Origin of the sequence: Planctobacterium marinum (genome assembly GCF_020687805.1) — a bacterium.
Taxonomy (GTDB): Bacteria; Pseudomonadota; Gammaproteobacteria; order Enterobacterales; family Alteromonadaceae; genus Planctobacterium; species Planctobacterium marinum.
In genome coordinates, this window is sequence record NZ_JAJEWQ010000007.1 from 124,191 (window position 1) to 137,496 (window position 13,306).

Genomic DNA, 13,306 nt, shown 5'->3' on the forward strand with positions numbered 1-13,306 from the left:
TTGTAATTCGACAATTCGAACGACAGGCGTTAGGCCTGCCGTTCAGTGCGATATTCTGATGTTACTTTTGGTAGGTCACTCTGTAAATGGCATCGGCAAAATCATCGGAAATTAACAGGCTGCCATCGGGCATTGGCAGGAATGCGACAGGCCGTCCCCACACTTCGTCACCGGGTTGCAGCCAACCGTCAATAAAGGTTTCGTATTTTTCTACGCCAGTTTCCGTTGTTGTGGCCATCATAACCTTGTAGCCCACTTTTGAAGAGCGGTTCCAGGAACCGTGTTCTGCCACAAACAGTTTATTTTGATACTCTGCCGGAAATTGTTCGCCCTGATAAAAGTGAATGCCCAGCGGTGCCACATGTGCCCCTAACCGGGCAACGGGCGGGGTATAATCCTCAGGTTTTTTGCCTTCGCCAAAGTCCGGATCCGGAATATCGCCACCGTGAATATAGGGATAGCCAAAGTGCTGACCTGCTTTACTGACCCGGTTGATTTCGCACGGTGGCAGGTCGTCTCCCATCCAGTCACGGCCGTTGTCGCTGAACCACAATTCCTGGGTTTTGGGATGCCAGTCAAAGCCCACACTATTGCGTACCCCTCTGGCCACCCAGGTGCGTTGGCCGCTTGCCAGATCGTATTTCAAAATTGAGTCGTAGCGTTCATCATCAAACTCTTCACCGCCTTTGGTAATACAGACGTTACAGGGTGTACCCACAGGCACATAAAGCTGACCATCTGGGCCAAAATCTATGTTTTTCCAGCCGTGGTGCCGGTCACCGGGTAAATCATTAATGATAACTTCGCCCTTGCCCGGTGAGGCCAGATTGGACTCGATATTACTGAATTTTCTGATCTGACTCACTTCAGATACATACAAATCACCGTCTTTAAATGTCAGCCCAGAGGGCATCACCAGATCACTGGCAATTTTCAGCACCTTATCAGCTTTACCATCTCCATCGCTGTCGATGACGGCGTGAACCAGGCCAGCACTGCGACTGCCCACAAAAACGGTGCCTTTGTCACCCAGGGCCATTTGCCGGGCACTTTTTACATTGTCAGCATACACTGAAATGCTAAATCCATCCGGCAGGGTTAACTTGTCCAGTGGTAAAGCGGCGTTTGCCAGACCTGAGCCTAGCAGGCTGGCGGCGAGAATTAATTTGCGCATAGTGGTAATCATATTTCACGAACTGATTGTTATGTGTTAAAACATACCATTGGCACAAGTCCCTCGACAATGTTTTCTGTTTATTAGAATCGTCTGCCAACGTTGATAGTGGTTATAAAATGAAAAAAACACAGCTTTCCCATACCCGATCCTGCCTGTTTGTATTGGCGTTGTTATTCAGCTTTCCCGCCTCCGCGCTGATCCAATTGTTTAACAGTGAAGAGGCCACCCAAATAAACAAGCAGCTTCAGATACTATGGGAACCGACGGGCACAGCGCTGTCAATCGACCAGGTTTTAAAGCAGAAAAACGCCTTTTCCTGGCCCGCTGATGGCAATCCGAATTACGGATTTTCTGACAAAGGCATCTGGTTTTTGGCGGAAATTGCGAATGTCAGCAACAATACCGACTGGATTGTGGATGTCGCCTTTGCGCAAAACGATCTGGTGGACTTTTACCTGGTCAGCGACGGTAAGGTCATTTCTGCGGTGCAACAGGGCAAAATTCGCGGGCAACAACTGCATCGCTTTCCCACCTTTCGCATGAATTTACCTTTTAACAAAGAAATGCAGTTGTTTATCCGGGTACAAAGTGCCGAGCAAGCACTGGTGGTACCGATCAATATAGAGTCCGCGCCATCCTTTGAATCCACGGTGGCACAGGACAATATCTGGTGGGGCATATTTTACGGTGGCCTGGTGATTTTATTGTTATACAACATAGTGTTGTACGTGGTTACCCGGGAAATCAGTTTGCTGGCTTACGTGGCGTATATCGGCGCGGCAATTTTGTGGCAGTTCGTCTGGGGCGGCCACAGTCAGCTGGTTTTGCCCATCGCGGCGAATGTCTGGTTTTCAGCTCATACCGATGTGTTGTTTTTGCTGGTGGGGTTAGGCGCAGGCTTGTTTACCCTGACTTTCCTGGATGCCGTACAAACGGCACCTAAAAGCGCCCGATTTATTCGTGGGATCATGCTGGGCCTGGGGTTGTTATTGCTTCTGGCACTCAGTGATCTGTTGCAGCAAACCCTGCAAAATTATCTGGTTTACGCGTTTTCGGTGGTGGCCATATGCTTGTACCTGATAGCCGGGCTGGAAAGCTATTTTAACGATTTTAAACCGGCCCGTTATTTTGTGTTTGCCTGGAGTGTCCTGCTGACTGCCGCGCTGGTGGGTATGTTGGGATTAATCGGGATATTCCCGTCAAATCAGTTTACGACCTATTGTTTTCAGGTGGGGGTATTTTTCGAAGCCGGGCTATTTTCCGTAGCCTTAATCGAAAAAACCCGTCACAAACTGGAGTCCGATGTTAACTCCGTTACCGCCGATATGCGCAATAATATCGAGATCATCGAAGAGCAGAACGTCCATCTGGACATTGCCCGCAAAGAAGCTGAGCGGGCCAGCAAGGTCAAAACCCAGTTTCTGGCCAATATGAGCCATGAGATCCGTACACCACTAAACGCCATTATTGGGTTTAGTCAGGAGTTATCTAAACAGAGCCTGCCGCTGGAACAGCAGGAGCATGTGCAGATCATTAATCAGTCTGCCACCAATTTGCTGGCGATTGTCAACGATGTGTTGGACTTCTCAAAAATTGAAGCCGGTAAATTACAAATAAATCAGGAAGCCTTTTCGCCCGGTGATTTGTTAGAAGAGTTGGTGTTTGTTTTTGCTAAGGACGCGCAGAAGAAGGGCCTGAAGTTTTATTATGAACCCTGTCCATTGCCGAAAAAGCTGGTGGGTGACCCGGCACGAATTAAGCAAGTGCTGACTAACCTGTTGAGCAACGCCATTAAATTCACCAATAAAGGTTCCATTACCCTGAACATTAAATCGCAGCAAAAGCTTAACGATATGCTGGAGTTACAGGTTAAGGTCGGGGATACGGGTATTGGGATTGCCGAAGAAAATCAGGACAAGTTGTTCAAATCCTTTTCGCAACTGGATGATTCCTTAAATCGCAACTATCAGGGCACCGGACTGGGCCTGGTGATCTGCCGTCAATTGATGCAACTGATGGGGGGCAAATTAACCTATCAAAGCGAATACGGTAAAGGCAGTTGCTTTGAAATCGCGGTTAAGTGCCATAAATTCAGTAAGCACAATGATATTGCCGAGCACTCAGACTGGTTGAACAAACGTGTATTAATTCTGGATCATGATCCCCGTTCTCGTCTGGCCAGCGCCACCTTATTGCACCGCTTAGGTGCCAATGTCACCAGTGGCACAAAACTAAGCTGGTTGGCAGAGCAGTTTGACAGTTATGATTATTTTTTTACCGATGAAGATTCCCTGTCGAAATATCAGGAAGACCAACTGCTGCGGGTGATCCGCACGTTAGAAGCGGAACAACGGGTATTGCTGGTGGGGGCTAACGGCAACCCCACAGGCCCTTTTGCCAGCCATTTCCATAAATTGTTGGAATCTCCGCTGCTAACCAGTCGCTTGCTAACCTTTCGAGACAAAGAAGAACAGGCACCTAAAAATATCTGGAATGAACGGCTGTTAAATCTGCCCAAGGCGAAAATTCTGGCGGTGGATGATATGCCCATCAATCTCAGGTTACTGAATACCTGGTTGCAGGAGTCGCCCGTTCAGTTGCAGCTGGTTTACAGCGGTGCTGATGCCCTGGCATTGTGTCAGCAGGAAGAGTTTGATCTGATCCTGATGGACGTGCAAATGCCGATATGGATGGCCTTGAGGCTACCAGCCTGATCAGAAAAACCACGCTGAATCAGGGGACGCCGGTGATCGCAGTTACTGCCCATGCTTTTAAAGAAGAAAAGCAGCGTTTGTTAAATTCCGGCATGGATGACTACCTGCCTAAGCCGCTAGAATTGGGCGCGCTGATCAACCTGATTAAGCGTTGGTGCAGTGTGCCGGAACACAACGTGACCATGTTACCGGATTTGGACTGGCAGTTAGCGCTGACGCGGGCAAATCAAAACGAAGACGTGGCCACCGAGATGCTGCAGGAATTTGTTAAAGCACTCCCGGAAGCCATTGCGGCAATTGCGCGCGCGGCGAAGCTGGAGGATTGGTCCGGAATGGAAAAAGCCGTGCATCGTTTGCACGGTGCCAGTTGTTATACCGGCGTTCCGAAACTACAACGCCTTTGCGCTGAAGTGGAAGGGGATCTTAAGTCGGGCCATATCAAAGAAGCCCGTCGAGGAGTTGATGAATTGCAGCAGGCCACCCAGGCGGTGTTAACTCAGCAGGCTTCGATGGCAGGCGCGTAACAGGTCTGCAAATTCTTCCACGCTGCGGTCCAGTTCGGCACTATTGATAAACAAATCATAACCAAGTCGTTCCCGCAGTTTAGCCATGCGGTTAGCAAACATACCCTGTACGCCTTTGTAGATCTTGCCATCACTGTCTTTGTAGATGTCGTCTTCCAGCAAATCATCGCCGTAACAACTGCCCGAAGCGCAATCGGCATTGTTTTGTAGCAGCAGCGGGCGCTGCTCCATTAAAAGATGGGTCATCAGGCGCGGTGAAATACTTTCAAGGATGGGACCGTAGTGCTTTACCCGCAATCCCACTAATGACAAAGAGCGCTGTTCCAGTCCTGAACTGACTTTGGGGATATCGATGCGTTGCACATTTTCCCAGCTCAGGCTCCAGCGACCATTGCGATGTTGGTAATCAATTTGCGTCTTAGAAATGGTTAAACTGTGTTGCGGCTCCCGCAATTTCAATAAACCTAACAGCAACGCAACAATGCCGGCAGAAGTGACAAAAATAGCCACCAGGGTGACATTTTCCGGCAAAACTTTAAACATCAGTATGGCAATCATCAGTAGCAACAATCCAAAAATCAGGCTGGATAAACCATTGCGTTTTGCGGTTGCCCGGATCTGAATCGGTTGATTGTCGTCTATATCGTGCTTTATCTCTGTCATTGATTACTCGCAGTTACCACCAAAATACTTCCAGTATCAGGTACATAATAACGCCCCAGAGCAGTATCAGGCGCAGTTTTTTGCAGTATGGGCAGTCGGTTTGCCACCACTTCATCCGGTAGTACTCTTGTTTATTTGCCAATATCATGAGGCCCGGTAGCCCAAAATCCAACAAATTCAGCCTGTTTTCGACAAATAACCGGATATACGGGATGAGTTACTGAGCCAAACATTGTGTTTTGCCTGTATCAAATTTCTAATACTAAATCACTTCAGGCCATTGCCTGCTACACTTTTTTAGTTTCCCGTTAATGGCTTGCTACCCGACTCGATAAGGATCTCTTATGGCTCAACAATTTAAATTTTCTCCGCTAATTTTAGCGATTCTGCTTTTGGCTGGCTTACTGGCCTGGTTGTATATGCCTACAGAGCAAACAGAAAGCGCTAAAGCCGGGGGAGAAATCCCTGTTGTCGCCACCGTCGTGCAGCAACAACCTTTTGCTCAGGTGGTTGAGGCACTGGGCACCGCAACGGCCAATGAGGCAATAGTGGTAACCGCCCAGGAAACCGATAAAATTGAAGCCCTGTTGTTTGATGATGGCGATTTGGTAAAGCGCGGCCAATTGCTGGTGCGCATGAATATCAAAGAAGAGCAGGCCAGGCTGAACGAACTGAAAATAAATCTGGCAGAGGCGCAAAGACAACTGAACCGGGTAAAGGGATTGGTTAAAGAAAAGGCCGCCTCACAACAGTTGCTGGATGAACGGGAAGCTCAGGTAGATGCCCTGATTGCACAAATCGATGTCGCTGAAGCGCAAATTGCAGACCGGGAAATTCGCGCGCCGTTTGATGGCTTGCTGGGGGTCAGACAGGTGAGCGATGGCGCCCTGGTACGACCCGGTGATCAGATCACAACTCTGGACGATATTCAAACCCTGAAAGTGGACTTTAGCGTCGCTGAGCGCCATTTACCCAGTGTTAAGTTGGGGCAAAAGGTACAGGCCACGTCAATCGCCTATCCTGGACAAGTGTTTGAAGGCGAGATTTCCCATATTGATTCCCGGGTAGATGCTGCCACCCGTGCAGTGCGGGTCAGAGCCAAGATTTCGAATCCCGAATTACTGATCCGTCCAGGCATGTTATTGCAAGTACTGGTGCAGAAAAGTGTGATGCAGTCGCTGGTAATTCCGGAGTCGGCTTTGGTGCCGATTGATGATCAGCAGTTTGTCTTTGTGGTTGAAAACGGCAAGGTCAGACGACTGGCTGTGCAACTGGGAGCTAGAAAACCCGGTGAAGTGCAGGTTATGGCCGGATTGACCGAAGGCCAACAGGTGGTAACCCAGGGCACTCTGAGGTTGCAAGACGGTATTGATGTCAAAATCGTGGAGGAATAGCCATGATTTTGTCTGATGTTTCTGTCAAAAGGCCGGTTTTCGCGACGGTTGTTAATGCCCTGCTGCTGATCTTTGGTTTTGTCGCCTTTAATATGTTGGCGCTGCGCGAATATCCGGATATTGATCCGCCTATCGTGTCCATTAATACAAACTATCCGGGGGCTTCTGCCACCATAGTAGAGTCGCGAATCACTCAGTTAATTGAAGATCGCATCAGCGGTATTGAAGGGATTAAGAATATCACTTCCAACAGCCGCAATGGTCGCTCCAGTATCAGTATTGAATTTGAACTCGCCAGAGACATAGATGCCGCGGCCAATGATGTGCGGGAGCGGGTGAGTCGGGTGCTCAATAACCTGCCGGATCAGGCTGATCCTCCGGAAGTGTTTAAAAGCGATTCCGATGAAGACGTGATTGTCTGGTATAACCTGCGCAGCGACAACCTGTCGGTACTGGAACTCACCGATTACGCTAACCGGTTTATTGTGGACCGGCTCTCAACCGCGGATGGTGTTGCCAGAGTACGGATTGGTGGCGGACGTGACTACGCCATGAAGGTCTGGTTGGATCGCAATGCTATGGCCGCCAGAGGGATTACCGTAACCGATGTCGAACGGGTGATCCGTTCTGAAAACGTCGAACTTCCGGCAGGGGAAGTGGAATCTGTGGACCGCAATATGGAAGTACGAGTTGCCCGCACTTTCCTGACCGAGGATGATTTTGCCAATTTAACTATTGCTCAGGGCATTGACGGTTATCTGGTAAAACTAAAAGATATCGCTGTGGTAGAGCTTACCGCTGAAGACGATGAAACCGAGTTCCGCGGCAACGGCAAAAACATGGTGGGATTGGGGATTGTGAAACAATCTAAAGCCAATACCCTGGAAGTGGCCAGAGCGGCGAAAGAAGCCATCGAAACCATCCAGCAATCGTTGCCGGAAAATGTCTTTATTGTGCCCAGCTACGATTCTTCAATATTTATCGCTGAGTCGATAGAAGAAGTTTACAACACCCTGGGAATAGCCATGTTAATGGTGGTGCTGGTGATATACTTGTTTTTGGGGAACGTTCGCGCGACCTTTATTCCCGCTATTACTGTACCCATTTCCCTGGTGGCGGCGTTTACTGTCATGCTGGCACTGGGTTTCTCTATTAATTTGCTGACGTTGCTGGCGCTGGTGTTGGCGATTGGGTTGGTGGTGGATGATGCCATTGTAGTACTGGAAAACATCTACCGTCGCATTGAATTAGGCGAGCCGCCATTGCTGGCCGCTTATCGCGGCGCCAGAGAAGTGGGCTTCGCGGTTATTGCCACTACCTTAGTGTTGATTTCAGTATTTGTACCTCTGGTATTTCTGGAAGGCAACATCGGACGTTTGTTCACCGAATTTGCCCTGGCTATAGCCGCAGCTGTGGCGTTTTCCAGCTTTACGGCACTTACCCTGAGCCCTATGTTGAGTTCTAAAATTCTGCAAAAAAGAGAGCGCAATAAAGGCTTTGGCGCCTGGGTGGATAAACAGTTTTCTAAACTGGAAAATACCTATCATCGGGTTCTGGACAGCACTTTACATCAGCCACTGGTCACCGCGTTATTAATCGCCGGTAGTTTGTTTGCCATCTACGGCCTGTTACAAAAGATACCCAGTGAATTTGTACCGAAAGAAGACCGGGGCAACTTTTTTGTACTGATGCAGGCGGCCGAAGGCGCCAGCTTTGAAAGCAACGCGGCGAATCTGAAAAAAATTGAAGCGATTTTATTGCCTTACATTGATAACGGTGAATCGGATCGGGTATTGGTCAGAACTCCGGGCTTTGGTGGTTCTGCAGGTATCGCTATCTTTGGTGCGGTTCCCTGGGATCAACGACAACGCACTACCTTTGACATCATGAACGAAATCAGTGGCAAGTTGGCTGAGATACCAGATGTCCGGGCATTTGCCGTGATGCGCAGCAGCTTAGGAGGGCGGGGTATTGGCAGGCCGGTGCAATTTGTCTTGCAGGGCGATACCTACGACGACCTGGTGCGTTACCGCAATATTGTGATGGAAAAAGCCCAGGAAAATGACAAGCTATTGCGTCTGGACTCTGATTACAAAGAGACGTTACCGCAATTATTAGTGAATATTGACCGCGACCGCGCTGCGGATCTGGGGGTCTCAATTGGTGATATTGGTCGTACTCTGGAAACCATGTTAGGGCAACGCCGCGCGTCTACCTTTTTGGACCGGGGAGAGGAATACGATGTGATTCTGGAAGGTAAAGAAGAAGACTATCGCAGCCCCGACAGTATCGAAAATATCTATGTGCGCTCCGCCAGCAGTGGTCAGTTGATCCCGCTGGACAATCTGGTATCGGTCAGTGAGCAGGCAACGTCGGCGCAGCTCAATCGTTATAATCGCATGCGCAGCATTACCATCAGCGCCAACCTGGCCGATGATTACACTCTGGGGGAAGCGCTGGAGTATCTGCGCACGATCGTGCGGGATGAGTTACCGGAAGGGGTTGGTATTGATTATCGTGGCGAATCTCAGTTGTATCAGGATTCGGGTAATTCAGTGCTGTTCATTTTCATTCTGGCTCTGGTGATCACCTATCTGGTCCTGGCTGCTCAGTTTGAAAGTTTTGTGCATCCCTGGGTCATTCTGTTAACGGTGCCGCTGGCACTGGTGGGGGGGCTCGCCGGTTTGTGGTTAGCGGGATTAAGTCTCAATATTTACAGTCAGATAGGGTTGGTGATGTTAATCGGTCTGGCGGCCAAAAATGGTATTCTGATTGTGGAATTTGCCAATCAGTTGCGCGACGCCGGTCATGAGTTCGAATCGGCGTTAAAGCGTGCATCAACGCAACGCTTAAGACCCATTGTGATGACCGGGTTTACCACTTTATTCAGCGCCATTCCGCTGGTGATCGCGACCGGTCCCGGCTCTGAAAGTCGTATGGTTATTGGTATGGTCATTTTTGCCGGGGTGGCGGTGTCAGCGTTTTTAACCTTGTTTATTGTACCCACTGCCTACTATTATCTGGCCAGAAATACCGGTTCGCCGCTGAAACTGGCGCACCAGGTAGAAGATCTGGAAGAACAAATACCCTATAAAAAAGGCGGCGAAATTTAACCGCAACGGTTAACAGGCTTCAGGCTGGTACAGCGGTATTCTGCCACTATTCATACCGCTGATGTTTTAAACAATCATTATATGCGCCTGGACGCTTTATGTTCAGGCGTGCAAAGTGATATAATCCGCCACCCCAAAAATGCCTTATAGTGGTAAACAGTTAATTTTCAGGATAAACAGATGGCAGATAACCGCACCCAATCGCAAATAGCGCAGCACTACAATGACATTATTCAGTTGTTGGGTGAAGATGTGACGCGTGATGGCTTGCTGGATACCCCGCAACGTGCCGCCAAAGCAATGCAGGCATTGACTTCAGGCTATGAAAAAACCGTCGATGAAGTGGTCAACGGCGCTATTTTTGAGGCCGATACCGATGAAATGGTGGTGGTACAAGGGATCGAGTTTTACTCCTTGTGTGAGCACCACTTACTGCCTTTTATTGGAACCTGTAATATTGCTTATCTGCCTGAAAACAAGGTATTGGGCCTGTCTAAATTTGCCCGTATCGTTGATATGTTTGCCCGTCGTCTTCAAATTCAGGAAGGCCTGACTAAGCAAATTGCCGAGGCAATTCAGGACGTCACCGGTGCCAAAGGCGTAGGTGTTATCATGGAAGCCAAACACATGTGCATGATGATGCGCGGTGTACAAAAGCAAAACTCTTCTATGGTGACCTCTGTAATGCTGGGTAACTTCCGCAGCTCCCAGGCCACTCGTGATGAGTTCTTAAGACTGATTGGCAAATAAAGACTAATGGGCGGTGGAAAGCTTTATTGCTGCCGCTAATGCTTCATCCAGCGCTACCGGATAATCAGGCTGCACCCCTTGCTGGTACCAGTTTTCTCCCGAATTCGGGTTTGACGGAATAGCCACTGCCATTGTTAATTGGGTGCTATGACTCAATTGCACCTGTTGGGTCATGTAAGCCAGCCCCATAGAGTCCTGTCCTAAAACTTCCGCCTGACCGGATTGTTGCAAACTATAAGCAAAGGCTTCCCAGGGACCCAGAACAAAACTTGAATTAATCACATAGGTGGGTACATCGTTAAACATTGGCTCTGATTGGCCTGCGGGATAAAGTAACCGGGGAGCCTGTGCCGGGTTGAAGTGCAGTTTTAAAAAAGGAATATCTGGTGACAACCAGTGGCCCAGCAAATGCTGAATCAACGGCATATTGCCTTCGCCGACTGAACTGAGGTCGATAATCAGCGCCTCGTTATGACTTAACTCTTGTATAGCGCGATCAATATCAGGCAACGCGCTCAATGATAAAAAGTTTCCGCTTAACGCCAGATAGCCAACCTTGTCAAACTGTTCGATAGCAACAGTGTACTTATCTGGGTAGTTGCCATTAGCTTGTGATGATGTGGTAATTGGTGCGCTAATCTCATTGGAACCCAGATTATGAGCGCCATAGTGAATTTCAAAGTTGCTGTCCTGACTGGCTTCAATCAGCAATGCCTCAAGTTGAATTTTTAATTGACCGAAAGGCATGGCACCGAGAAGCTTGCCTTGCAATTGGGCGCTGACTATCTGCTGACGAATGAATTTTTGTTTTTCAGGGAACAAGTAGTGCTTTAGAATCATGGAATCTAAATTCTCCAGCAGCTCTACCACTTCATCGGCACTGATTTGTGGCTCATCATATCGTTGAGTATCATTCTGCCCCAGAGCTGCCCACGACAGGCTCCATAGTAATAACCAGCTGCACAGTCCCTTTGTCATAAATTCAATCCAAAAAATCTAATACCGGTATTAGGTAGGTTGTATGTATAAGATTACAAGGGACCAGTTCGAATCAATGCCGGCCCGGCATATTTTTTTGGAACGTATCAAACTGGTGGGGCAGGTAACTCACCAGCTCACCGGATAACTTTACATATTCCTGTAGCGATGATGACAATGATTTGGCAAGTAAGGGCAGTTTCGCCTGAAAGTCTTCGGCATCTCGTTCTTTGGCCTGTTGCACAGCCAGGTTGATATCGGCAAACGTAGTGAACATGCGCAAGCAACGGGTCAGTCTGGTGGAAAACTGCTCAGACGTTTCCGGTTGTGCCTGCAACATGGCTTGCCAGGCTTGTTGCCAGATCTCCTCCAGTAAACCATGACCGGTGATCAATCCGGTCATCCATTGCTGTAAATTGTCTTCATGGGCCGGGTAATGGCAATCGGCAGGCAAATTAACCTGGTTGTCCCGCATAGCCTGAAGTTGTTCTTTCAACAGTTGCATCAGAATATTGGAAACCTTGTCTACCTGTTGGGATTGGATTTCTCCACCGGTCTGCACTACCCAGGGAAACCATTGTTCCGGCATGGGAATGTCCGGACTGGCACAGACCGCAAATAACAGGCCCCGGATATAGACGGGTGACCGGAAAATATCACTGTTGTTTTGCCACTGATAGAACTGTTCCAGTGACTTTATGCTGTCTTTTTTTAACATCGCTTAGTTCTCCGGGGGGCTATCAGACAGGTTGGTGTATTGCGTTAGCTCATAAACCCAGGGCATGTGTAACACTTCGATTTTAACGACTTTTGGTTTGTCTTCGGTACTGATATAAAAAATCTGTGATGGTGCTCCACCAGACAATTTAACTTTGCGTGTTTCAAATGTACCAGCCGGCACGGTGACCGTTTCCTTGCCCATTGGAATGTATTGGATGCGGGTTTCATGGCCGTCATAACCGTTGAACCACTCAAAGCTGAAGGCTTTATCATTGGCAAAAAAAGGTACTGTCATTATCGCTGTGGTGCGTTCAACAGAACTAAGTCCGGTGCGATTATCGATCTGTTGTCGTCCCTGAACTTTATAAACTGGCCGGGCAATCTCAGAATGCCCCGTTACCTGTTTGAGTTCACCGTCAGGGCTGTAATCCTGCCATCGTAAGTTAATGTCTGCCGCGGTGCCCATGGAACCGATAAGACGTAAAGTAACCGGTAACAGGTTGTCAGTTTCAGCTGTGGCACTAATGGTGGCATCAACGTTAAACTTTTTCACTTTAGTCACTTCTGTCAGCCGTATTTGATTGTCCTGGAGGAGTATTTTCTGTCTCGCGGTACCTACTTTTTGCTCCGAAAACAGCATATCGAAATGAGATTCGAAACTGTGTATTTTTTGCTGGTCTACGCGAATCTTCGCAAGGGCGGGCTTTTTGTATTCCTGTTGCATATCCACCGCCCCTAACGACATCTTCAGCTCACTGTTGAGATAGATGCTGAACAGGGTGCGATTGTATTCGTCTTCATCAATGTCTTTTTGCGATAGGCCGGTTAAATGAAAAGCCAGCTCTGGTGTGGTGTTACTGTGGCCAACCACCAGTGCTTTTTGACCTGAAGCTTTGAGCTTTTCTGCAAAATCCTTCAGGTTTTTGGGATCGTATTGAATAACATCGAGTCCTAACGCTTTGGCAATCGGTTCAGCAGTTTGTTGAGTGCGTTGATAGTTTGTGGCGTAAACAGCCTGAATACCTTTATCCAGTAGCAGGTCTTTTAACTTATTTGCCTGATTCCAGCCTTTTTCGGTGAGTTGTGGGTCCTTACTACCATCTCGCTGTTTTTCCATATGACGCACCAGCCAGAGATCGGCGTCAGGTGGTGTTTGAGCCACACTGTTGGTCAGCCAAAATAGTAAAAATAGGGAAAAGAAACGCAAACGGAAGATGGGGAATATTTTATTTTTATCGTTAGTCATTGTACTTATGCTAAAACTGTTCAGATA

Annotated in this window: 8 protein-coding genes and 1 pseudogene; 4 read left to right on the forward strand and 5 right to left on the reverse strand. The window is 48.3% G+C overall.

The features are described from left to right. Positions 1-61 precede the first annotated feature (61 nt). Positions 62-1,174 (reverse strand): PQQ-dependent sugar dehydrogenase, encoded by a 1,113-nt coding sequence (locus LJ740_RS20045; protein ID WP_229530911.1) that lies wholly within the window; start codon positions 1,172-1,174, stop codon positions 62-64. A 119-nt stretch (positions 1,175-1,293) separates the two neighbouring features. Between LJ740_RS20045 and LJ740_RS20050 the strand changes: the two are divergent. Further along, positions 1,294-4,415 (forward strand): annotated as a pseudogene (locus tag LJ740_RS20050) (7TM diverse intracellular signaling domain-containing protein). Here the strand turns inward: LJ740_RS20050 and LJ740_RS20060 are convergent. Further along, positions 4,383-5,078: a DUF2982 domain-containing protein gene (locus LJ740_RS20060; protein ID WP_229530912.1), complete on the reverse strand. Its 696-nt coding sequence runs from the start codon at positions 5,076-5,078 to the stop codon at positions 4,383-4,385. The pseudogene LJ740_RS20050 and the gene LJ740_RS20060 overlap by 33 nt on opposite strands. 344 nt (positions 5,079-5,422) lie before the next feature. On the opposite strand from LJ740_RS20060, the gene LJ740_RS20065 reads away from it, so the two are divergent. The 3 genes from LJ740_RS20065 to folE all read left to right on the forward strand — a co-directional run bounded on the left by LJ740_RS20065 (position 5,423) and on the right by folE (position 10,335). Further along, positions 5,423-6,472, forward strand: a complete 1,050-nt coding sequence (locus tag LJ740_RS20065) for an efflux RND transporter periplasmic adaptor subunit (RefSeq protein WP_229530913.1) — start codon at positions 5,423-5,425, stop codon at positions 6,470-6,472. Between the two features lie 2 nt (positions 6,473-6,474). Then, entirely contained in the window at positions 6,475-9,585 is a 3,111-nt protein-coding gene (locus tag LJ740_RS20070; RefSeq protein WP_229530914.1) for an efflux RND transporter permease subunit, read from the forward strand. Between the two features lie 180 nt (positions 9,586-9,765). Continuing rightward, complete coding sequence (gene folE / locus LJ740_RS20075) at positions 9,766-10,335, forward strand: GTP cyclohydrolase I FolE (protein WP_229530915.1); 570 nt, start codon at positions 9,766-9,768, stop codon at positions 10,333-10,335. 3 nt (positions 10,336-10,338) lie between these two features. Here folE and LJ740_RS20080 read toward each other — a convergent pair whose 3' ends face one another. The 3 genes from LJ740_RS20080 to LJ740_RS20090 all read right to left on the reverse strand — a co-directional run bounded on the left by LJ740_RS20080 (position 10,339) and on the right by LJ740_RS20090 (position 13,279). Further along, positions 10,339-11,313 (reverse strand): S41 family peptidase, encoded by a 975-nt coding sequence (locus LJ740_RS20080; RefSeq protein WP_229530916.1) that lies wholly within the window; start codon positions 11,311-11,313, stop codon positions 10,339-10,341. A gap of 73 nt (positions 11,314-11,386) precedes the next feature. Then, positions 11,387-12,031, reverse strand: coding sequence for a UPF0149 family protein (locus LJ740_RS20085; protein ID WP_229530917.1), 645 nt, complete (start codon positions 12,029-12,031; stop codon positions 11,387-11,389). Positions 12,032-12,034: 3 nt separating this feature from the next. Further along, positions 12,035-13,279: a phosphoglycerate mutase family protein gene (locus LJ740_RS20090; protein ID WP_229530918.1), complete on the reverse strand. Its 1,245-nt coding sequence runs from the start codon at positions 13,277-13,279 to the stop codon at positions 12,035-12,037. Positions 13,280-13,306: the final 27 nt, after the last annotated feature.

Excerpts from the sequence above, each read along its gene's own strand:
- LJ740_RS20090 (WP_229530918.1), bottom strand. The coding sequence starts at position 13,279 with ATGACTAACGATAAAAATAAAATATTCCCCATCTTCCGTTTGCGTTTC.
- LJ740_RS20045 (WP_229530911.1), bottom strand. The coding sequence starts at position 1,174 with ATGCGCAAATTAATTCTCGCCGCCAGCCTGCTAGGCTCAGGTCTGGCA.
- LJ740_RS20080 (WP_229530916.1), bottom strand. The coding sequence starts at position 11,313 with ATGACAAAGGGACTGTGCAGCTGGTTATTACTATGGAGCCTGTCGTGG.
- LJ740_RS20085 (WP_229530917.1), bottom strand. The coding sequence starts at position 12,031 with ATGTTAAAAAAAGACAGCATAAAGTCACTGGAACAGTTCTATCAGTGG.
- LJ740_RS20065 (WP_229530913.1), top strand. The coding sequence starts at position 5,423 with ATGGCTCAACAATTTAAATTTTCTCCGCTAATTTTAGCGATTCTGCTT.
- LJ740_RS20060 (WP_229530912.1), bottom strand. The coding sequence starts at position 5,078 with ATGACAGAGATAAAGCACGATATAGACGACAATCAACCGATTCAGATC.
- folE (WP_229530915.1), top strand. The coding sequence starts at position 9,766 with ATGGCAGATAACCGCACCCAATCGCAAATAGCGCAGCACTACAATGAC.
- LJ740_RS20070 (WP_229530914.1), top strand. The coding sequence starts at position 6,475 with ATGATTTTGTCTGATGTTTCTGTCAAAAGGCCGGTTTTCGCGACGGTT.